17 protein-coding genes are annotated in these 21206 nt (G+C 69.6%); all 17 read left to right on the forward strand.

The features are described from left to right. Nucleotides 1–189: 189 nt before the first annotated feature. The 17 genes from Y958_RS09970 to lpxC all read left to right on the forward strand — a co-directional run bounded on the left by Y958_RS09970 (nucleotide 190) and on the right by lpxC (nucleotide 21180). Nucleotides 190–684, forward strand: a complete 495-nt coding sequence (locus Y958_RS09970) for a division/cell wall cluster transcriptional repressor MraZ (RefSeq protein WP_088871857.1) — start codon at nucleotides 190–192, stop codon at nucleotides 682–684. Then, nucleotides 681–1664 (forward strand): 16S rRNA (cytosine(1402)-N(4))-methyltransferase RsmH, encoded by a 984-nt coding sequence (gene rsmH / locus Y958_RS09975; RefSeq protein ID WP_088871858.1) that lies wholly within the window; start codon nucleotides 681–683, stop codon nucleotides 1662–1664. Before Y958_RS09970 ends, rsmH begins: the two co-directional genes overlap by 4 nt. After that, on the forward strand, nucleotides 1661–2353 hold the full coding sequence (gene ftsL / locus Y958_RS09980) for a cell division protein FtsL (RefSeq protein ID WP_088871859.1): 693 nt from the start codon (nucleotides 1661–1663) through the stop codon (nucleotides 2351–2353). Before rsmH ends, ftsL begins: the two co-directional genes overlap by 4 nt. Further along, nucleotides 2350–4101: a peptidoglycan D,D-transpeptidase FtsI family protein gene (locus tag Y958_RS09985; protein WP_088871860.1), complete on the forward strand. Its 1752-nt coding sequence runs from the start codon at nucleotides 2350–2352 to the stop codon at nucleotides 4099–4101. Before ftsL ends, Y958_RS09985 begins: the two co-directional genes overlap by 4 nt. A 106-nt stretch (nucleotides 4102–4207) precedes the next feature. Then, on the forward strand, nucleotides 4208–5689 hold the full coding sequence (locus tag Y958_RS09990; RefSeq protein WP_244909256.1) for a UDP-N-acetylmuramoyl-L-alanyl-D-glutamate--2,6-diaminopimelate ligase: 1482 nt from the start codon (nucleotides 4208–4210) through the stop codon (nucleotides 5687–5689). Further along, on the forward strand, nucleotides 5686–7146 hold the full coding sequence (locus Y958_RS09995) for a UDP-N-acetylmuramoylalanyl-D-glutamyl-2,6-diaminopimelate--D-alanyl-D-alanine ligase (protein ID WP_088871861.1): 1461 nt from the start codon (nucleotides 5686–5688) through the stop codon (nucleotides 7144–7146). The genes Y958_RS09990 and Y958_RS09995 overlap by 4 nt, the downstream gene beginning before the upstream one ends. 13 nt (nucleotides 7147–7159) lie before the next feature. Beyond that, a complete protein-coding gene (gene mraY / locus Y958_RS10000; protein ID WP_411861186.1) occupies nucleotides 7160–8242 on the forward strand; it encodes a phospho-N-acetylmuramoyl-pentapeptide-transferase in 1083 nt (360 codons plus the stop codon). A 9-nt stretch (nucleotides 8243–8251) separates the two neighbouring features. Beyond that, nucleotides 8252–9691 carry a UDP-N-acetylmuramoyl-L-alanine--D-glutamate ligase gene (gene murD / locus Y958_RS10005; protein ID WP_088871862.1) on the forward strand — a complete coding sequence of 480 codons (1440 nt, stop codon included), beginning with the start codon at nucleotides 8252–8254 and terminating at the stop codon, nucleotides 9689–9691. Beyond that, entirely contained in the window at nucleotides 9688–10812 is a 1125-nt protein-coding gene (locus Y958_RS10010) for an FtsW/RodA/SpoVE family cell cycle protein (RefSeq protein WP_040847427.1), read from the forward strand. Before murD ends, Y958_RS10010 begins: the two co-directional genes overlap by 4 nt. Before the next feature lie 11 nt (nucleotides 10813–10823). Continuing rightward, nucleotides 10824–11915: an undecaprenyldiphospho-muramoylpentapeptide beta-N-acetylglucosaminyltransferase gene (gene murG, locus Y958_RS10015; protein ID WP_088871863.1), complete on the forward strand. Its 1092-nt coding sequence runs from the start codon at nucleotides 10824–10826 to the stop codon at nucleotides 11913–11915. Nucleotides 11916–12021: 106 nt separating this feature from the next. Further along, nucleotides 12022–13452 (forward strand): UDP-N-acetylmuramate--L-alanine ligase, encoded by a 1431-nt coding sequence (murC, locus tag Y958_RS10020; RefSeq protein ID WP_088871864.1) that lies wholly within the window; start codon nucleotides 12022–12024, stop codon nucleotides 13450–13452. A gap of 1 nt (nucleotide 13453) precedes the next feature. Continuing rightward, nucleotides 13454–14404, forward strand: coding sequence for a UDP-N-acetylmuramate dehydrogenase (gene murB / locus Y958_RS10025; protein ID WP_244909257.1), 951 nt, complete (start codon nucleotides 13454–13456; stop codon nucleotides 14402–14404). Nucleotides 14405–14674: 270 nt separating this feature from the next. Further along, nucleotides 14675–15607, forward strand: coding sequence for a D-alanine--D-alanine ligase (locus Y958_RS10030; RefSeq protein WP_088871866.1), 933 nt, complete (start codon nucleotides 14675–14677; stop codon nucleotides 15605–15607). After that, on the forward strand, nucleotides 15595–16545 hold the full coding sequence (locus tag Y958_RS10035) for a cell division protein FtsQ/DivIB (protein ID WP_088871867.1): 951 nt from the start codon (nucleotides 15595–15597) through the stop codon (nucleotides 16543–16545). The genes Y958_RS10030 and Y958_RS10035 overlap by 13 nt, the downstream gene beginning before the upstream one ends. Before the next feature lie 13 nt (nucleotides 16546–16558). Continuing rightward, on the forward strand, nucleotides 16559–17836 hold the full coding sequence (gene ftsA, locus Y958_RS10040; RefSeq protein WP_088871868.1) for a cell division protein FtsA: 1278 nt from the start codon (nucleotides 16559–16561) through the stop codon (nucleotides 17834–17836). 130 nt (nucleotides 17837–17966) lie between these two features. Continuing rightward, a complete protein-coding gene (gene ftsZ / locus Y958_RS10045) occupies nucleotides 17967–19730 on the forward strand; it encodes a cell division protein FtsZ (protein WP_088871869.1) in 1764 nt (587 codons plus the stop codon). Between the two features lie 496 nt (nucleotides 19731–20226). Further along, nucleotides 20227–21180 (forward strand): UDP-3-O-acyl-N-acetylglucosamine deacetylase, encoded by a 954-nt coding sequence (gene lpxC / locus Y958_RS10050; RefSeq protein WP_088871870.1) that lies wholly within the window; start codon nucleotides 20227–20229, stop codon nucleotides 21178–21180. Nucleotides 21181–21206 lie beyond the last annotated feature (26 nt).

Raw genomic sequence — 21206 nt, forward strand, 5'->3', positions numbered from 1 at the left:
AAACGCCGTGTGGACAAGCATTGAGCCGAGTCCTCCCATTGACGCCCATAAGTTCCCATGCTACCCCATATGGACCCAAAAACAGGGCGCGCAGGCCTATCCGGTCTTACCCGGACGGGCGGCGCATTCTGAAACTGGGGCTGGTGCCGGATCGGGTGGGGCGCGGAGGCGCTGGAGACGCGGGGATCGATGGGCTTGTTCCTGTCCACATATGTGAACAAGGTCGACAAGAAGGGTCGGGTTTCAGTCCCGTCTTCCTTCCGCGGCGTCCTTGGTGGGCAGACGGAGCTGATCGTCTTCCGGTCCCTGCAGGCCAACGCCATCGATGCCTGCAGCGTCGACTATATGGATCGCCTGTCCGAGGCGCTGGATAACCCCAACATGCCCGACGACATGCGCGACCTGATCGAGACCACGGTGTTCGGCGGGTCCGTCCGCCTGGCCCTGGACCCTGAGGGCCGCATCGTGCTGCCGGAAAACTTCCTGGCCTTCGCCGGCATCACCGAAGGTGCCGCCTTCGTCGGCCGCCGCCACACCTTCCAGATCTGGGATCCCGACGCCCTGTCCGCCCATGAGGCCGCCAGCCGCGACCGCAGCCGCGCCCAGAACATCTCGCTGTCGACCATCCTGGCCCGCACCAACTCGGTCCTGGCGGCCGGATCCAATGGCGGGGGTGCGCAGTGAGCGAGACGACCACCTCCGCTGAGCCCCAGATCCACATCTCCGTCCTGCTGGCCGAGGTGCTGGCGGCCCTGGCCGTGCGCGACGGCGGCGTTTATGTCGATGGGACCTTCGGCGCCGGCGGCTACACCCGCGCCATCCTGGAGGCGGCGGACTGCCAGGTCATCGGCATCGACCGCGACCCGGCCGCCATCCAGCGGGCGGAGCCCCTGCTGGCCCGCTTCCCCGGCCGCCTGCGCATCATCGAGGGCCGGTTCGGCGACATGGCCGAGCTGCTGGCCGCCCACGGCATCGGCCCGGTGGACGGCGTGGCGCTGGACATCGGCGTCTCCTCCCCCCAGATCGACGACCCGGCGCGCGGCTTCTCCTTCCGCTTCGACGGCCCGCTGGACATGCGCATGAGCCTGAGCGGGCCCACCGCCGCCGACGTGGTCAACGACTACGCCGAAGCCGACATCGCCAACATCCTGTGGCGCCTGGGCGAGGAGCGCCTGTCCCGCCGTGTGGCCCGCGCCGTCGTGGCCGCCCGCGCCACCGCGCGAATCGAGACCACGGCGCAGTTGGCGGACATCATCCGCAGTGTCGTTCCCCGCTCCAAGAAGGACGGCATCGACCCGGCCACCCGCAGTTTCCAGGCCCTGCGCCTGCACGTGAATGACGAGCTGGGCGAGCTGGACCGTGGCCTGGCCGGGGCCGAACGGGTGCTGGCGCCCGGCGGCCACCTGGCGGTCGTCTCCTTCCATTCCCTGGAAGACCGGCGGGTCAAGGACTTCCTGCGCCAGCGCAGCGGGTCGGAGGGCGCGCCGTCGCGCCACATGCCGGCCGCCCACAGCGGCCCCGCCCCCACCTTCCGTCTTCTGGGGCGCAGCGGGGTTACCCCGAGCGAACCTGAACTTCGCCACAATCCGCGCGCCCGATCCGCTCGGTTGCGCGCCGCCGAACGCACCGACGCCCCCGCCTGGCCCATGGGAGAAGCAGCATGATAGGCAAGTCCACGCTCGTCTGGCTGTGCCTCGCCACCGTCGCCAGCGGCATCCTCTATCACACCAGCTACCGCGTGCAGGAGGAGCAGGAGCACCTGGCCTCCCTCAACCGGCAGATCGCGCAGGAGCAGCAGTCCATCCAGGTGCTGCGCGCCGAATGGGCCTACCTGAACGATCCCACCCGGCTGGAGCGCCTGGCGACCGAGCATTCCACCCTGCGCCCCACCAAGGCGGAGCAGATGGTGGCCCTGGCCGCCGTGCCGGTGAAGCCGGAGACGCCCACCCCGGTTCCCGGCGTGCCGGCGGATCAGGCGAAGCCTGTCCCGGCGCCGGAGTCCACCTACGTCGCCAGCGCGGCGCCGGCCGCCCCCGCCGTGCAGGTCGCCGTCGCCCAGGCCGCCCCGGCGCCCATGCCCAAAGCCCAGGTCGTGGCGCTGAAGGCGCCGGACGTGCAGGCGTCCGCCCCGGTGAAGGCCGCCGCCGGCAAGCCGGCCCCCACCGTAAAGGCGGCGAAGCAGCCTGAGCGGGTGGACAGCATCGGCGCCCTGATGGCCAGCCTGGACGCCGCCGACAAGGCCGGCGGCAAGGTCACCCTCGCCTCCGCCTCCGGCAGCGCCGCGAAGTCCAAGACCAAGCCCATCCTGATGGCGGAGCAGACCCTGAGCGCCAAGCTGGGGGCTGCCCGATGAGTGACGCGCCCTTTTCCCTGACCGGTTTCGACATCGCGGGCATGGAGCGCATCCAGGCCCCGAGGTCGGAAGGCAGGGTCCGCCTGAACAACCCCACCAGCCATGCCTTGGAGCAGGGCCGGTCGCGCCTTCTGGTGACGGCCGCCCTGTTCGCGTTGGTTCTGGGCGCCATCGGCGTGCGCCTGGCCGACACCATGGTGTTCAGCCGCGAGGCGGAGCCGCCGGTGGCGGAGAACACCACCGCCCGACCCCTGCCCGTCACCCGGGCGGAGATCACCGACCGCAACGGCGTGCTGCTGGCGACCTCGCTGGCCACCGCGTCCGCCTACGCCGATCCCAAGCTGGTGATCGACGCGGAGGAGGCCGCCCGCAAGCTGGTGGCCACCCTGCCGGACCTCGACTACCGCCAGGTGCTGAAGGACCTGAAGGGCGACAAGCGCTTCGTCTGGATCAAGCGCAACCTGACGCCCCGCCAGGAATTCGAGGTCAACAAGCTGGGCATCCCCGGCGTGTTCTTCCAGCAGGAGGAGCACCGCATCTATCCGCAGGGCAGCCTGACCGCGCATCTGATCGGCCTGACCGGCATCGACAACAACGGCCTGATGGGCATCGAGCAGTCGTTCGACAAGCGCCTGCGTGAGCAGTCGGAACCCCTGCGCCTGTCCGTCGATGTGCGCCTGCAGCACATCGTGCGCAAGGAAATCACCCAGGCCATGCAGGACTTCAACGCCATCGGCGGTGCCGGCCTGATCATGGACATCAAGACCGGCGAAATCCTGTCCATGGTCAGCCTGCCGGACTTTGACCCCCAGAATCCGGGGGAGATGCATGACGAGTCGAAGTTCAACCGCGCCACCCTGGGCGTCTATGAGATGGGCTCGGTGTTCAAGATCCTGAACACCGCCATCGCCCTGGAAACCGGCACGGTGAAGCTGCATGAGACCTTCGACACCAGCCACCCGCTGAAGATCGGCCGCTTCACCATTCACGACGACGAGCCGGTCAACTACTGGATGGATGTGGTCGACATCTTCCGCAAATCATCCAACATCGGCTCCGCCAAGATGGCGGAGAAGTTCGGCATCGACGTGCAGCGGGAGTACATGGGCCGCTTCGGCATGCTGAAGGCTCCGTCGCTGGAGATCCCGGAGGTGGGCGGCCCGCTGGTCCCCAACCCCTGGCGCCCCACCACCCTGCTGACCGTCGCCTTCGGCCATGGCATATCCGTCAGCCCCATCCAGATGTCCTCGGCCGTGGCCGCCGTGGTCGACGGCGGCATCATGCGCCCGGCCACCCTGCTGAAGCGCGACCCCAACGCCGAGATTCCCGAGACGCGGGTGATCTCGCCCCAGACCTCTGCCATCCTGCGCAAGCTCATGCGCCTGGTGGTAACCGAGGGCACAGGCAAGACCGCCTTCGGCACCGGTGAGCTGAAGGCGGCGGACACGCTGGACTATCTGGTGGGCGGCAAGACCGGCACCGCCGAGAAGGTCAGCGGCAAGGGCTACGCCCACAAGTCGCTGCGCACCTCCTTCGCCGGCGCCTTCCCCATGACCGACCCGCGCTATGTGGTGTTCGTCATGGTGGATGAGCCGCACGGCACCAAGAAGAGCTTCGGCTTCGCCACCGCCGGCTGGGTCGCCGCCCCCGCGGTGCAGCGCATCGTCTGGCAGGCGGCACCCCTGCTGGGGGTGAAGCCGGTGGTCCGCAACGATCCCGAGATTTTGCAGGCCATGACCATCAACTAACCAGCCCCCCCTGAAACCCACACGACAGGGCACCGCAAGGTGGGGGTCGACCGATGCCGGGCAGCGCGCTATCAACCCGCCCCGGCATCACGTGTGAGAGGGACCCTTGCGTCTGACCGATCTGATGGCATCGCGCACCGAAATCGCCGTATCGGCGCTGGCCCTGGAACGGGACCCCGAGATCACCGGCCTGACCGCCGACAGCCGTGCGGTCAAGCCGGGCATGCTCTTTGCTGCCATGCCGGGCAGCGCCCGCGACGGGCGGGACTTCATTCCCCAGGCGGTGGCCGCCGGCGCCGTGGCCGTGCTGGCGCCCAAGGGCACTAAGCTGCCCGAAGACCTGCCCCATCCCGTCAGCCTGATCGAGGATGCCAATCCCCGGCGGCGCTTCGCCCTGCTGGCGGCCGCCTTCTACAAGCGCCAGCCCGCCACCATCGCCGCCGTCACCGGCACCAACGGCAAGACCTCCACCGCGCAGTTCACCCGCCAGCTGTGGTCCCTGCAGGGGCACCAGGCCGCCGCCATGGGCACCCTGGGCCTGATCGCCCCCGGCTTCCCGCGTGAGGACAGCCTGACCACGCCCGACCCGGTGGCCCTGCACAGCACGCTGTCGCGCCTGGCCGAGGGCGGCATCACCCACCTGGCCATGGAGGCCAGCAGCCACGGCCTGGACCAGTTCCGCCTGGACGGCGTGCTGGTCACGGTGGGCGGCTTCACCAACCTGACCCGCGACCATTTGGATTACCACGGCACCATGGAGGCCTACTTCAAGGCCAAGGCCATGCTGTTCGACCGGGTGATGCCGCGTGGTGCTACCGCCGTGATCAACGCCGACATCCCCGAGTTCCAGGCCCTGGCCGACCTGGCGCGCGCGCGCAAGCAGACCTTGATCGGCTTCGGCGAGCAGGGCCGTGAGCTGGCGGTCAAGGCCCTGCGGCCCCTGCCCCAAGGTCAGTCCCTGACCCTGGAGGTCATGGGCACCCGCCACGACATCGTCCTGCCGCTGGTGGGCCGCTTCCAGGTGTGGAACGCCCTGTGCGCGCTGGGCATGGTCATCGGCAGCGGTGCCGAGCCGCAGGCGGCCGCCGGTCTGCTGTCGCAGCTGGACGGCGTGCGCGGCCGGCTGGAACTGGTGGCGACGCTGGACAATGGCGCCGCCGTCTATGTCGACTACGCCCACACGCCCGACGGGCTGGAGACGGTGTTGAACAGCGTGCGCCCCCATGCCCAGGGTCGCCTGTCCGTCGTCTTCGGCTGCGGCGGCGACCGCGACCGGGGCAAGCGCCCCATGATGGGCACCATCGCCGCCCGCCTGGCCGACCGCGTCATCGTCACCGACGACAACCCGCGCACCGAGATCCCCGGCGCCATCCGGGCCGAGGTGCTGGCCGGCTGCCCCGGCGCCACCGAGGTGGACGACCGCGCCGCCGCCATCGCACTGGCCATCGGCGAGCTGAAGGCCGGTGACGTGCTGGTCATCGCCGGCAAGGGCCATGAGCAGGGCCAAATCGTGGGCAAGGAAGTGCGCCCCTTCGACGACGCCGCCGTCGCCCGCGGTGTTCTGGGCCTACCTGGGGGTACGGCATGACCGCTGCCACGCCGACCAAGACCGTGCTGTGGACGGCGGCCGATGCCGCCGCCGCCGCGAACGGGCGCGCTCAAGGCGCCGACTGGGCCGCCACCGGTGTTTCCATCAACACCCGCACCCTGAACCCCGGCGACCTGTTCGTGGCGCTGAAGGGCCCCAATTTCGACGGCCACGCCTTCGTCGGAACGGCGCTGGAGCGCGGAGCCGCCGCCTGCCTGGTGAGCCAGGTACCGGATGGCCTCGCCGCCGACGCGCCCCTGCTGGTGGTCGACGACACGCTGGCGGCGCTGGAGGACTTGGCCCGGGTGGCCCGGCTGAACACCACCGCCAAGGTCATCGCCGTCACCGGGTCTGTCGGCAAGACCAGCACCAAGGAATTCCTGCGCACGGCGCTGGGCGCCCTGGGGCCCACCTTCGCCACCGAAGGCAACCTGAACAACCACCTGGGCCTGCCCCTGTCGCTGGCCAGCCTGCCGGCCGACGTGCGCTTCGGCGTGTTCGAGCTGGGCATGAACCACGCGGGTGAGATCGGCCCCCTGTCGCGCATGGCGCGGCCGGACATCGCCATCATCACCACGGTGGAGGCGGTGCACCTGGAGTTCTTCGCCTCCGTCGAGAGCATCGCCGACGCCAAGGCCGAGATTTTCGAGGGCATGTCCCGCCAGGGCACGGCCATCCTGAACCGTGACAACCCGCAATATGCCCGCCTGCTGGCCGCCGCCCGCACCCAGGGAGTCGGTCACGTGCTGAGCTTCGGCGCCACCGCCGGGGCGGACGCTCGCCTGATCGACCTGGATCTGGGCCCGACCGGCAGCGACGTGACGGCCGAGATCCAGGGCCAGGTCATCCGCTACACCCTGGCCGTCCCCGGCCACCATCAGGCGCTGAACAGCCTGGCCGTGCTGCTGGCCGTGTCGGCGGCCGGCGGCGACCTGGCCGTCGCCGGCCAGGCCCTGGCCACGCTGGCGCCCGTCAAGGGCCGGGGCGTGCGCCAAGCCATTCCCCTGCCGGGGGGCGGCAGCCTGACCCTGGTCGACGAAAGCTACAACGCCAGTCCCGTGTCGGTGGCGGCCTCCGCCGACGTGCTGGGCCATACACAGCCGGACCCCGGCGGCCGCCGCGTGGCGGTGCTGGGCGACATGCTGGAACTGGGCCCGGACTCCCCCAAGCTGCATGCCGGCCTGGCCGACGCGCTGGTGGCCGCCGACGTCCATCTGGTCTTCACCTGCGGCCCCAACATGCGCCACCTGTTCGACCGCCTGCCGCCCGAACGCCGGGGCGCCCACGCCGACACCAGCGCCGAGCTGGCGCCGCTGGTGGGCGCGGCGGTCCGCGCCAACGACATCGTCATGGTCAAGGGTTCCGCCGGCAGCCGCATGGCGCTGGTGGTCGATGCCCTGAAGGCTCTCGACAATCCGCCGCCCTCCTCTTCCTCATCCGCCGTCTCCGGGAGCTAAGACCCGCCCCATGTTGTTCAATCTGCTGTTCCCGCTGGCCGACGACTTCCAGCTTTTCAACCTGTTCCGGTACATCACGTTCCGGACGGGCGGGGCCATGCTGACGGCACTGATCATCAGCTTCGTCATCGGCCCGGGCGTCATCCGCTGGCTGAAGTCCATGCAGGGCTCGGGGCAGCCCATCCGCACCGACGGGCCGGAGACGCACCTGAAGAAGAAGGGCACGCCCACCATGGGCGGCCTGATGATCATGATCTCGGTCCTGATCTCCACCGTTCTGTGGGTGGATGTGACCAACGCCTACACCTGGATCGTGCTGCTGGTGACGGTGGGCTTCGGCCTGGTCGGCTTCGGCGACGACTTCCTGAAGCTGACCAAGCGCAACACCAAGGGCCTGTCCGGCCGGGGCAAGATGGTGGCCATGATCGCGGTCTCCGGTGTCGCCACCGCCTGGTACCTGCATGTGGCGCAGAGCCCGCTGGACACCAGCCTGGCCGTGCCCTTCCTCAAGGACGTGCTGATCCCCCTGGGCTTCCTGTTCGGTCCCTGGGCGGTATTCGTCATCGTCGGATCCAGCCATTCGGTGAACCTGACGGACGGCCTGGACGGCCTGGCGATCGTGCCCATCATGATCGCCGCCGCCAGCTTCGGCCTGATCGCCTATCTTTCGGGCAACGCCGTCTTCGCCAACTACCTGCAGATCCATCACGTTCCCGGCACGGGTGAACTGGCGGTGTTCTGCGGCGCCCTGGTGGGTGCCGGCCTGGGCTTCCTGTGGTTCAACGCGCCGCCGGCCATGGTGTTCATGGGCGACACCGGCTCGCTGGCCATGGGCGGCGCACTCGGTACCGTCGCCGTCATCACCAAGCATGAGCTGGTGCTGGCCATCATCGGCGGCCTGTTCGTGCTGGAAACCGTGTCGGTCATCGTGCAGGTCGCCAGCTTCAAGATGACGGGCAAGCGGGTGTTCCGCATGGCGCCGCTGCACCACCACTTCGAGAAAAAGGGCTGGTCCGAGCCGACCGTCGTCATCCGCTTCTGGATCATCGCCGTCATCCTGGCCCTGGCCGGCCTGTCCACCCTGAAGCTGCGTTAAGCCCCGCCCATGTCCCAGCCCATCCTCCTCCCCCAATTCAAAGGCCGCCGCGTGGCGGTGATGGGCTTGGCGCGTTCCGGCCTGGCGGCGGCACGCGTGCTGGCCGCCAGCGGGGCCGAGGTGCTGGCCTGGGACGATGGTGCCGGGGGCCAAAAGGCGGCGGAGGCCGCCGGCATCCCGCTGACCAACCTGCATGAAGCGGACCTTTCGGGTGTCGCCGCCCTGGTGCTGTCGCCCGGCATCCCCCACACCTTCCCGGCACCGCACCCGGTGGCGGCCCGCGCCAAGGCCGCCGGCGTGCCCATCATCGGCGATGTGGAGCTGCTGCGCCTGGCCCAGCCGGATGCCGCCTACGTCGGCATCACCGGCACCAACGGCAAGTCCACCACCACCGCCCTGACCGGCCACATCCTGGCCCATGCCGGCCGCACCCTGGCCGTCGGCGGCAACCTGGGCATCCCCGTCCTGACCTTCCCCGCGCTCGGTGCGGGCGACGTCTATGTGCTGGAGATGTCCAGCTATCAGCTGGAACTGACGCCCTCCCTGGGCTTCGACGCCGCGCTGCTGCTGAACATCACGCCCGACCATCTGGACCGTCACGGCGGCATGGATGGCTACATCACCGCCAAGCGCCTGATCTTCCAGGCGGGCGCCCGCGACCGGTCCAAGGCCCCGCCCGTCGCCATCCTGGGCGTGGATGAGCCCAACACCGCCGCCATGGCCGACAGCCTGGAGATGGAAGGCGGCCGCAGGATTGTACGCATCTCATCGGAACGCGTGGTTCCCGGCGGCGTGCACGCGGCGGACGGTGTGCTGGTGGACGATACCGACGGCCAGGCCCGGACCGTGGTCGACCTGCGCCAGTGCCCGGCCCTGCCCGGCCGCCACAACTGGCAGAACGCCTGCGCCGCCTATGCCGCCACCCGCGCCGTGGGCGTGGCGCCCGAGGTGATCGCCGAGGCGATGCGAACCTTCCCCGGCCTGGTGCATCGCCAGCAGACAATCGCCACCCTCGACGGCATCCGCTTCGTCAACGACAGCAAGGCCACCAACGCCGACGCGGCGTCCAAGGCCTTGGGCTGCTACGAGGACATGTACTGGATCGTCGGCGGCAAGGCCAAGGAGGGCGGGCTCAGCGGCCTGGAACCCTTCATGGGCCGGGTGCGCCACGCCTTCCTGATCGGCGAGGCGACAGAGGAATTCGCCCCCTGGCTGGAGGGCAAGGTCAGCTATGGCCGCTACGGCACGCTGGACCAGGCGGTGCCCGCCGCCTACGCCATGGCCAGGGAAGCCATGAAAGCGAATGGGACCGGCGGCACGGTGCTGCTGTCCCCCGCCTGCGCCAGCTTCGACCAGTATCCCAATTTCGAGGTGCGGGGCGACGCCTTCGTCCGCATCGTGCGCCAGTTGGCAGACCAGTTGGAAACCGGAAAGGACGGGGCGTCATGATCACGCTGTCGCGTACCGACCAATCCGTCATCGGCCGCTGGTGGTGGACCGTCGATCGCTGGACCCTGGCCACCGTCTTCCTCATCGCCACCATCGGCGTGGTACTGATCCAGGCCGCCAGCCCGCCGGTGGCGGAGCGCATCGGCCTGGATAACTTCCACTTCATCCAGCATCACGTGATGATGCTGATCCCCACCCTGATCATCATGGTGGGCGTGTCGCTGCTGTCGCCCAAGGGTGTGCGGCGCATGGCCCTGATCATGTTCCTGCTGTCGCTGGTGGGTGTGGCCCTGACCCTGGTGTCGGGCGTGCAGATCAAGGGCGCCACGCGCTGGATCCACCTGCCCGGCCTGTCGGTCCAGCCCTCGGAATTCATCAAGCCCGCCTTCGCCGTGGTCGCCGCCTGGCTGTTCGCCCAGGCCCGGCACACCAACAACGTGGTCTATTTCGGCGTCTGCATCGTCTTCTACCTGATGATCGTGGCCTTGCTGCTGATGCAGCCCGACCTGGGCATGACCTTCGTGGTCAGCGCCGTGTGGTTCGGCCAGTTCTTCATCGCCGGCCTGCCCATCCTGCTGGTGGCGGTGTTGGTGGTCTGTGGCCTGTCCGGCCTGGTGGGCGCCTACTTCCTGTTCCCGCATGTGCAGAGCCGTGTGAACCGCTTCCTGGATCCCGCCGCCGGCGACAACTATCAGGTCCAGCGCGCGCTGGACGCCTTCCAGCACGGCGGCCTGTGGGGCACCGGCCCCGGGCAGGGCACCGTCAAGATGACCATCCCCGACGCCCATGCCGACTTCATCTTCGCCGTGGCGGGGGAGGAACTGGGCATGCTGTGGTGCCTGTTCATCGTGCTGCTGTTCGGCGTGGTGGTGATGCGCAGCTTCGCCCGGGCGTATGGCGAGCAGAGCCTGTTCGTCATGTTGGGCTCGGCGGGCCTGGCCATGCAGTTCGGCCTGCAGGCCTGCATCAACATGGCCTCCAGCCTGCACATGATGCCGACCAAGGGCATGACCCTGCCCTTCATCAGCTATGGCGGTTCCTCCCTGATCGCGCTGGGCATCGGCGTCGGCATGCTGCTGGCCCTCACCCGCAAGCGCTTCGGCCAGGGGGACCTGCCGTGACCGCTTCCCCCATGGGCCCGATCGTCCTGGCGGCCGGCGGCACCGGCGGCCACCTGTTCCCGGCGGAGGCGCTGGCCCGCACCCTGCGCGCCCGGGGCCTGCCCGTCGTGCTGGTGACCGACACGCGCGGCCATGCCTTCGGCGAGGGGCTGTCCGACATCCCGGTGCACCGGGTCAGCGCCGGCACGCCCGGCCGGGGACTGGTGTCCAAGGCGCGCACGGCCTTGTCCCTGTTGGCCGGCGCCCTGCAGGCCCGCTGTATTCTGAAGGATTTGAAGCCAACCGTCGTGGTGGGCTTCGGCGGCTACCCCTCCGTCCCCACCGTGTTCGCGGCCCAGCGCCTGGGCATCCCCGTGGTGCTGCATGAGCAGAACGCCGTGATGGGCCGGGCCAATAAGATGCTGGCCGGCGGCGCGCGGCTGATCGCCACCTCCTTCCCCCAGGTCAGCGGCCTGCCCCGCCACGTCGCCAGCGTGCGCACCGGCAACCCCGTGCGCCCGGCCATCCTGGACCTGGCCAGCCGGCCCTACACGGCCCCCACCAGCACCCTGTCCGTCCTGGTGACGGGGGGCAGCCAGGGCGCCTCCGTCTTCAGCACCATCCTGCCCGCCGCCGTCGCCCGCCTGTCGCCGGAGCATCGCCTGCGCCTGAGCATCAGGCAGCAGGCCCGGCCGGAGACCATGGAGCAGGCGCGGGAGGGGTACGCCGGCCTGGGCGTTGACGTGGAACTGGCCCCCTTCTTCCGCGATATGGCCGGCCGCCTGGACGCCTGCCACCTGGCCATTTGTCGTTCCGGTGCCGGAACGGTGGCGGAATTGGCCGTTGCCGGCCGTCCCGCCATCCTGGTGCCCTACCCCCAGGCCATGGACGACCACCAGACCGCCAACGCCAAGGCCCTGGTCGAGGCCGGCGGCGCCTGGCTGATGCCGCATGCCCAATTCACGGCCGAGGCCCTGGCCCACCGCCTGGCCGCCTTCCTGGACGACCCGGCGCCGCTGGTCCTGGCGGCCGCCGGTTCCCGCTCCTTCGCCATTCCGGATGCGGCCGAGCGTCTGGCCGACGCGGTGCTGGACGTCGCCCGGGGCGGGAGGGCCGCCGCATGAGCACCCCTCGTAAGACAGGCTTCCCCAGGGTGCCGCCCTTCGCCTATGGTCCCGCCGCCGCGGGCTGGACCCGCGCGCATTCCCCCTATCGCAGCGGAGACGGCCAATGAGGGCGATGCCCCTGTCCATCGGCACCATTCATTTCGTGGGCATCGGCGGCATCGGCATGTCCGGCATCGCCGAGGTGCTGCATAACCTGGGCTATTCCGTCCAGGGCAGCGACCTGGCCGACAATTACAACGTCAAGCGCCTGCGCGACCTGGGCATTCCCGTGTCCATCGGCCAGCGGGCGGAGAATTTGGGCGACGCCGCCGTCGTCTGCATCTCCTCCGCCGTGAAGCGCGACAACCCCGAGGTCATGGCCGCCCGCGCGGCGCTGATCCCCGTGGTGCGGCGCGCCGAGATGCTGGCGGAACTGATGCGCCTGAAGTGGTCGGTGGCTATCGCCGGCACGCATGGGAAAACCACCACCACCTCGCTGGTGTCGGCCCTGCTGGACGGCGCCGGCTTCGACCCCACCATCATCAACGGCGGCATCATCAATGCGCTCGGCACCAACGCCAAGCTGGGCTCCGGCGACTGGATGGTGGTCGAGGCGGATGAGAGCGACGGCACCTTCACCAAGCTGCCGTCCACCATCGCCGTCGTCACCAACATCGATCCCGAGCACCTGGATTTCTACGGCACCTTCGACAAGGCCCGTGAGGCCTTCGACCAGTTCGTACAGAACATCCCGTTCTACGGCTTCGCGGCGCTGTGCATCGACCATCCCGAGGTGCAGGCCCTGATCAGCCGGGTGGACCGTCGCATCGTCACCTATGGCTTCAACCCTCAGGCCGACCTGCGCGCCACCAACCTGCAGACCACGGTGCAGGGCGCCTTCTACGACGTCGTCGTCTCCGACCGCGTGGCGGGGGAGGAGCGGACCATCACCGGCCTGCACCTGCCCATGTACGGCCTGCATAACGTCCAGAACTCGCTGGCCGCCATCGCCGTCGCCCTGAACATGGGCATCAACGACGACAGCATCCGCCAGAGCTTGGCCAAGTTCAGTGGTGTGAAGCGCCGCTTCACCAAGACGGGCGAGAGCAACGGCATCACCGTCATTGACGATTACGGCCATCACCCCGTGGAGATCGCGGCCGTGCTGAGTGCGGCGCGCACCGCCGGCAACGGCCGCACCATCGCCGTGGTCCAGCCCCACCGCTACACCCGGCTGCAGAGCCTGTTCGAGGAATTCTGCACCTGCTTCAACGACGCCGACGCCGTTATCGTCGCCGACGTCTATGCCGCCGGTGAGACGCCCATCCCCGGCGTCGCCAAGGAGGCGCTGGTCGACGGCCTGCGCACCCACGGCCACCGCCACGCCCTGCCCCTGCCCTCGCCCGAGGCGCTGCCGTCCATGATCCGCGACATGGCGCGGCCCGGCGACCTGGTGGTCTGCCTGGGCGCCGGCAGCATCACCACCTGGGCCAACGCCCTGCCGGCGGAGTTGGACCGGCTGTTCGGCACCTCCATTCCGGGGAGCCAGGGCTGACATGATGGCGGAGCTACGCACGACGGACGGGATGGACAGCCGGGGCACTGCCCTGCTGCGCCGCCTGCCGGCCGTGCGCGGCCGCCTGACGCCCGACGCCCCGCTGGGCCCCCTGACCTGGTTCCGCGTGGGCGGCCCGGCCGATGTGCTGTTCCGCCCGGCGGACGAGGACGACCTGGCCCAATTCCTGGCCAGCTGCCCGGCCGACGTGCCGGTCACCGTCATCGGTGTCGCCAGCAACCTGCTGGTCCGCGACGGCGGCGTGCGCGGCGTGGTCATCCGCCTGGGCGGCAGCTTCGCCCAGGTCTCCGTCGAGGATAAACTGGTCCACGCCGGCGCCGGCGCCCTGGACCTGACCGTGGCGCAGACGGCGCAAGCCGCCGGCCTGTCGGGGCTGGAGTTCCTGTCCGGCATCCCGGGCACCATCGGCGGCGCCATCCGTATGAACGGCGGCGCCTATGGCGGGGAGACGGTGGACGTGATCGAGACGGCGGTGGGCATCGACCGCCAGGGCCGCCGCCGTGTCTACAGCCGCGACGACCTGCACCTGACCTACCGCCACTGCGGCGTGCCCGAGGACGTGATCTTCACCACCGCCGCCCTGCGCGGGACGGCCGGCGACAAGGCCGCCATCCAGGCCCGCATGGACGAGATTGCGGCCGCCCGGGCCGCCAGCCAGCCGGTGCGCGCCCGCACCGGCGGCTCCACCTTCGCCAACCCAGCTGGCGAGAAGGCCTGGGCCCTGGTGGATAGGGCCGGCTGCCGCGGCCTGGTGGTCGGCGGCGCCCAGATGTCGGAAAAGCACGCCAATTTCATGCTGAACCTGGGCGACGCCACCGCGGCTGATATCGAGGCCCTAGGCGAGGAAGTGCGGCGCCGCGTTCTGGAGACTTCGGGCATCACCCTGCGCTGGGAAATACGCCGCATCGGGGTGCCTTTGGACAAGGGTTGAGCCGCCCGCGAATCAGTCCTGAGCGGGTGCGGCAATCGCTAAAGGCCGAGTCGATTTTCGACCCGTCCGGAGGACATAGGGAAGGACTACGGGTAGTTATACCCCGGTTGCACCGGCCTGGACATTTCAACGCTATAGCTAGCGGTTTTCAAAAAGAGGCGCCAAGAAACTCACAAAATGTTGCGTTTCCCAGCGGTTCTGCAAAGGTGGGCTATCCTCTAGGGATTGTGTCGCCTGGCTGAACCGCCTCAGCCGATAGGGAGCCGTTTGATGAGTGGTCACCAGCCTAAGCATGTCACCGTCCTGATGGGCGGGTGGTCTGCCGAGCGCGAGGTGTCGCTTGTCAGCGGCGCGTCCATCGTCACCGCCTTGGAATCCAAGGGTTATGTCGTGCGCGCCGTGGATGTGCAGCGCGACCTGGCCGGCCTGCTGGCGGCGCTGACGCCCAAGCCCGACGTGATTTTCAACGCCCTGCACGGCCGGGGCGGCGAGGACGGCATGATCCAGGGCGTGCTGGAATATCTGGGTGTGCCTTACACCCATTCCGGCGTCATGGCCTCCGCCGTCGCCATGGACAAGGCCATGACCAAGCGCGTGCTGGGCACGGTGGGCATGCCCATCGCCCAGGACGTCATCGCCACCCGCGAGGCAGTGCTGGCCGGCCATGTCATGGAACCGCCCTACGTCATCAAGCCGGTGGACGAGGGCTCCAGCGTCGGCGTGCGCATCGTGCGCGCCGGCCACAACGGCCCCGCCATCGAGGCAGAGCACTGGGTCTATGGCGACACCGTCATGGTGGAGAAGTTCATCCCCGGCCGCGAGCTGACCGTGGGCGTGGTAGGCGATCGCGCCTTGACCGTGACCGAGATCGTGGCCAGCACCGAGTTCTTCGACTACACGGCCAAATACACCGAGGGCCACGCCGTCCACGTCTGCCCGGCCCAGATCCCGGCAGAGGTGGCGGAGGAAGCCAAGCGCCTGGCCCTGCTGGCCCACCAGACCCTGGGCTGCAGCGGCGTCAGCCGCAGTGACTTCCGCTGGGACGACGGCAAGCCCGGCGTCACCGGCCTCTGCTTCCTGGAGACCAACACCCAGCCGGGCTTCACGCCCCTGTCGCTGCTGCCGGAACAGGCGGCCTACGTTGGCCTCAGCTACGCCGACCTGTGCGGCTGGATTGTGGAGCACGCGGCATGCCACGGGTGACCCATCCCTCCAGCCCCGGGTTGTTCCCCGAGGGCGACAGCCCGCGCAGCCGCATCGCATACGAGACGCGGCGGACGACGCAGAAGGCCGCCCAGGCCGCCAACCGCCGCCGCGCCGTGCCGCGCTGGCAGCAGTTCCTGGGCCGCCGGGCCACCGTCATCGTGCCGCTGGCCCTGGTCGGCGGCCTTGTGCTTTGGGGATGGGCCAGCGGCAAGCTGGCCGCGGCCGGCAACGCGGTGGACGCCGCCTTCCTGGACGTGACCGCACGCGGCGGCCTGCAGGTACAGGAGGTGCTGGTCAAGGGCCGCAAGGAAACCGATGGCGCCCAGGTGCTGGCGGCCCTGGGGGTGGAGCGCGGGTCGCCCATCCTGGGCTTCGACCCGCACGCGGCGCGCAAGCAGCTGGAGCAGATCCCCTGGATCGCCAGCGCCCGCATCGAGCGGCGCCTGCCCGACACCCTGTTCGTCGTGCTGACGGAACGCCAGCCCATGGCCATCTGGCAGCACGAGCAGAAGCTGGCCCTGGTGGATGCCGAGGGCACGGTGTTGACCGACCATAACCTGGACCACTTCCCCAACCTGCCCATCCTGGTGGGCGATGGCGCGCCCAAGCAGGGCCGCGCCCTGCTGGCGGCGCTGGCGTCCGAGCCCACCATCCAGTCCCGCGTCGACGCCGCCGTGCTGGTGGGCGCCCGCCGCTGGGATCTGCACCTGAAGGGCGGCCTGGAAGTGCGTCTGCCGGAAATGAATTTCGAGGCGGCCGTGCACCAGCTGGCCGCGCTTGAGGCATCGGATAAGATTTTAGAGCGCGACGTGGTCGCCATCGACCTGCGCGTGCCCGACCGGCTTGTTGTCCAATCCTCGCCCGCCGCCCTGGCGGCCAAGGCGGCGGCGAAGGCCGCGGACAAGAAGCGCCAGGCGGCGGCGAAAAAGAACTGAGGCGGACCAGACCATGGCATTCACCGTAACCGGCCGGTCCAAGCCCAAGCGCGTGGCGCGCGGCGGAACCATCGCGGCCCTGGACGTAGGCAGCAGCAAGGTCGTGTGCTTCATCGCCCGGGTGGAGGAACCCGGCTCCATCCGTGTGGTCGGCATCGGCCACCAAGTGTCACGCGGCGTGCGCGCCGGCGCCATCGTGGACATGGAGGCGGCAGAGACCGCCATCGGCACGGCGGTGCATGCGGCCGAGACCATGGCGGGCGAGCAGATCCGCGAGGTGCTGGTGGGCCTGTCGGGCGGCCAGCCGGAAAGCCAGACCCTGACGGTGGAAACGGGCATCTCCGGTTCCGAGATCACCGACCACGACCTGCGCCGCGCCTTGGCCCATGCCCGCAACCTGAACGTCTCGGCGGATGCGGAGCTGATCCATTCCATCCCCGTGGGCTACACGGTGGATGGGTCCAGCGGCATCCGCGACCCGCGCGGCATGGTGGGGGAGCGGCTGGGCGTGCGCCTGCACGTGGTCACGGCCGCCGCCGGCCCGGTGCGCAATCTGAATTCCTGCGTCGGCCGCTGCCACCTGGGCGTGGAAGGCTTCGTCATGTCCCCCTTCGCCGCGGGCCTGTCCTGCCTGGTGGAGGATGAGATGGACCTGGGCGTCACCCTGATCGACATGGGCGGCGGCACCACCAGCATCTCCGTCTTCTTCGACGGCAAGATGGTGTGGACGGACAGCGTGCCGATCGGCGGCAGCCACGTCACCAGCGACATCGCCCGCGGCCTGACCACGCCGCTGGCCCATGCCGAGCGGTTGAAGACCCTGTACGGCAGCGCCCTGCCCGCCCCGTCGGACGAGCGCGAGATCATCGACGTGCCGCAGATCGGGGAAGAGGACCGGGCCCAGGCACACCACGTGCCGAAGTCCCTGCTGGTCGGCATCATCCAGCCCCGGCTGGAGGAAGTGTTCGAGTTCGTGCGCGGCCGCCTGGACGCCTCGGGCTTCGCCAAGCTGGCCGGCCGCCGCGTGGTGCTGACCGGCGGCGCCAGCCAGCTCCCCGGCATGCGCGAGCTGGCGCAGCAGGTGCTGGACAAGCAGGTGCGGCTGGGCCGCCCCTTGCGTATCGGCGGTCTGGCGGAGTCCGTGGGCGGCCCCGCCTTCTCCGCCGCCGCGGGCCTGCTGGCCTACGCCGTTCAGCAACATGCCGAGGCCCCGGCCCTGGCCCCCCTGATGGAGGCCAGCGGCAGCGGCTGGCTGGGCCGCATGGGCAACTGGCTGAGGGACAATTTATGACCCCGGCAACCGCCCTCAAGAGATTCAGGCCCCCGCCATCGCGAACGCGATGTCCCGGCCGAAGACCGACGAACCCGACCCAAGACCTAACCGCACCGTATTCCGGACGCTCCGCAGAGGGGACAACGCCATGACCATCAAAGTCACCATTCCGCCGGTGGAAGTGCTGACCCGCCCGCGCATCACCGTGTTCGGTGTCGGCGGCGCCGGCGGCAACGCCGTCAACAACATGATCCGCTCCAACCTGGAAGGGGTGGAGTTCGTGGTCGCCAACACCGACGCGCAGGCGTTGACCGGCAGCGAGGCGACCAAGCGCCTGCAGCTGGGCAGCACCATCACCCGCGGCCTGGGCGCCGGCTCGCGCCCCGACGTGGGCCGCGCCGCCGCCGAGGAGCAGCTGGAGGAGATCCTCTCCTACCTGGAAGGCACCAACATGTGCTTCATCACCGCCGGCATGGGCGGTGGCACGGGCACGGGTGCCGCCCCGGTGATCGCGCGCGCCGCGCGGGAACAGGGCATCCTGACCGTGGGCGTGGTGACCAAGCCCTTCCACTTCGAGGGCGCGCACCGCATGCGCATCGCCGAGGCCGGCATCAATGAGCTGGCCGGCTATGTCGACACGCTGATCATCATTCCCAACCAGAACCTGTTCCGGGTGGCGAATGAGAAGACCACGTTCGCCGACGCCTTCAAGATGGCCGACGACGTGCTGCACTCCGGCGTGCGCGGCGTGACCGACCTGATGGTCATGCCCGGCCTGATCAACCTGGACTTCGCCGACATCCGCACCGTGATGACGGAGATGGGCAAGGCCATGATGGGCACGGGCGAGGCCACCGGCGAGCGCCGGGCCGTGGAGGCCGCCGAGGCCGCCATCAGCAACCCGCTGCTGGACGACGTGTCGATGAAGGGCGCCCGCGGCGTCCTGATCAACATCACCGGCGGCTACGACATGACCCTGTTCGAGGTGGACGAGGCGGCCAATCGCATCCGCGACGAAGTCGATCCCGACGCCAACATCATCTTCGGCTCCACCTTCGACGCCCAGCTGGACGGTAAGATGCGCGTCTCCGTGGTGGCGACGGGCATCGAGACCCTGGCCGGCCAGCAGCCGCGCCAGCAGCCGGCCGCCCCGCAGCTGTCGGTGGTCAGCACCAGCGCCGTGCGCCGTGCGCCCGCCCCGGCGGCCACGCCCTCGGTGAGCACCCCCGTGCGCCCGGCCGGCGCCAGCTACCACGCCGCCCTGACCCCCGCGCCGGTGGCGCCGACGGCTGCCGCCCCGGCGGTCCCGGCCCCCATGGCGGCGGCGCAGATGGCGCAGGCCGCGCCGCAGATGGCCGTTCCCGCCCCGGCGCCCTTCACCCCGGCAGCCGAGCCGGCCCCTGCCCCGGTGATGGCCCCGGCCGCCGAGATGGCGCCGGAGCCGGTGGCCGAGCAGCCGGCCCCGCGGACGGAGGTGCCGATGCGCGCCCCCGCCCCCGGCGCCCTGCGGGGTGAGCGCAGCGGCGCCGGCTTCATCCCGCCGCGTCCCGCCGATGCCGGTCCGCGCCTGGGCGCGCCCAACCCCGAGCGCTACAGCCCGCCGCAGGCGGAGCCGCGCAAGAAGGGTATCTTCCAGCGCATGTTCGGTTTCGGCGGCGATGAGCCGGCCCCGGCCCCGCAGGTCCAGCACCCGCAGCCGGCGCCGCGCCAGCCCGCCCCCGCCGCGCATTACGCCCCGCAGCAGCATGCGCCGCAGGTTCAGCATCCGCAGCCGGCGCAGCAGCATGCCCCGGCCCCGCAGGCGGCCCCCCGCCAGCAGCCGGCCGTGCATCAGGAGCCCGGCCTGGGCCGCGCCCCGGGTGAGGACAGCTCGTTGGACATCCCGGCGTTCCTGCGCCGCCAGGCGAACTGACGGTGTCGAATTGCCGGCACGCGTGTGACTGACGTCACTGCATTGCATCATGTGAAGGGCCGCTTCCCACCGGAAAGCGGCCCTTTTCATTTGCGGCGGAAAAAAGGCGAATTTGCATTTGTGCTCAAGTAGATACGCATGGCTTCACGTAACATTCGGTAACAAAGAGTGATTTGAAGCCTGGCGCCTACGTTGTTACTTAGGCAGCGTGACGTTCGGCTTTGGATGCACCGCAACACGCGGTTAAACACCGGGGCCAGCGTTACAGCCCAAGGCGGCAAGGCGGCAGGGTCGTTCATTCGACCGCAAGCCGGACCGGTCGCCGGACGTGGATGGTAGGCTCGCACATCGCGATTGAGGTGGTCACGGTTGGACCGCCCCGCCCGCCTCCCCCCGTCCGAACGCAAAGTCCCCAGTGGATATAACCCTGGGGCGTACGTGATGCAGGAAAGGCCCCGGCCCGACCGTATCACGGCCGAATAAGGAAGTTGGAACCGTGTACGCCGATCGTGAACCCATCACCACCGCCCGCCAGCAGACGCTGAAGGCCCCCATCAATTGCACCGGCGTCGGCCTGCATTCCGGCCTGCCCGTTGCCATGACGATGCGCCCGGCGCCGGTGAACACCGGTATCGTCTTCCGCCGCGTGGATCTGTTGCGCGGTGGCGCCACTGAAGCCCAGGCGGCCGTGCCGGCCCGTTGGGATGCGGTGGTTGATACCCGCCTGTGCACGGTGATCGCCAACGCCACCGGCGCCACGGTGGGCACGGTTGAGCATGTCATGTCCGCCCTGCGCGGCTGTGGCATCGACAACCTGTTCATCGACCTGGACGGGGCCGAGGTTCCCATCATGGACGGCAGCGCCGCCCCCTTCGTTTTCCTGATCGAGTGCGCCGGCATCACCCAGCAGGAAGCCGCGCGCCGCGTCATCCGCGTGCTGCGCCCCGTGTCGGTGGTGGAGGGCGAGAAGGTCGCCACCCTGACCCCGGCCTCCGGCTCCAGCTTCGCGTTCGAGATCGACTTCGCCAGCGCCGCCGTCCGCCGCCAGGAAGGGTTCGTCCGCCTGGAAGCCGACAGCTTCAAGGATGAGGTGGCCGAGGCCCGCACCTTCGGCTTCCTGCAGGAAGTGGACATGCTGCGCCGTGCCGGCCTGGCCCGGGGCGGCTCCATGGACAACGCCATCGTCATCGATGGCGACCGCGTCCTGAACGAGGGCGGCCTGCGCTTCGATGACGAGTTCGTGCGCCACAAGATCCTGGACGCCGTGGGCGACCTGTACATGGCGGGCTACGCCATCGTCGGCCACTACTCCGGCATCCGCTCCGGCCACGCGCTGAACAACAAGCTGCTGCACGCCCTGTTCGCCGACGCCTCCGCCTATGAGATCGTCGAGGAGATGGACGCCGCCTTCGTCCCGGCCTGGGAGCAGCCGCTGCTGGCCACCGCCTGATACTCGAATACCCGACACTGAATAGA

This window comes from Nitrospirillum viridazoti CBAmc (genome assembly GCF_000730165.1).
GTDB classification, from domain to species: Bacteria; Pseudomonadota; Alphaproteobacteria; order Azospirillales; family Azospirillaceae; genus Nitrospirillum; species Nitrospirillum viridazoti.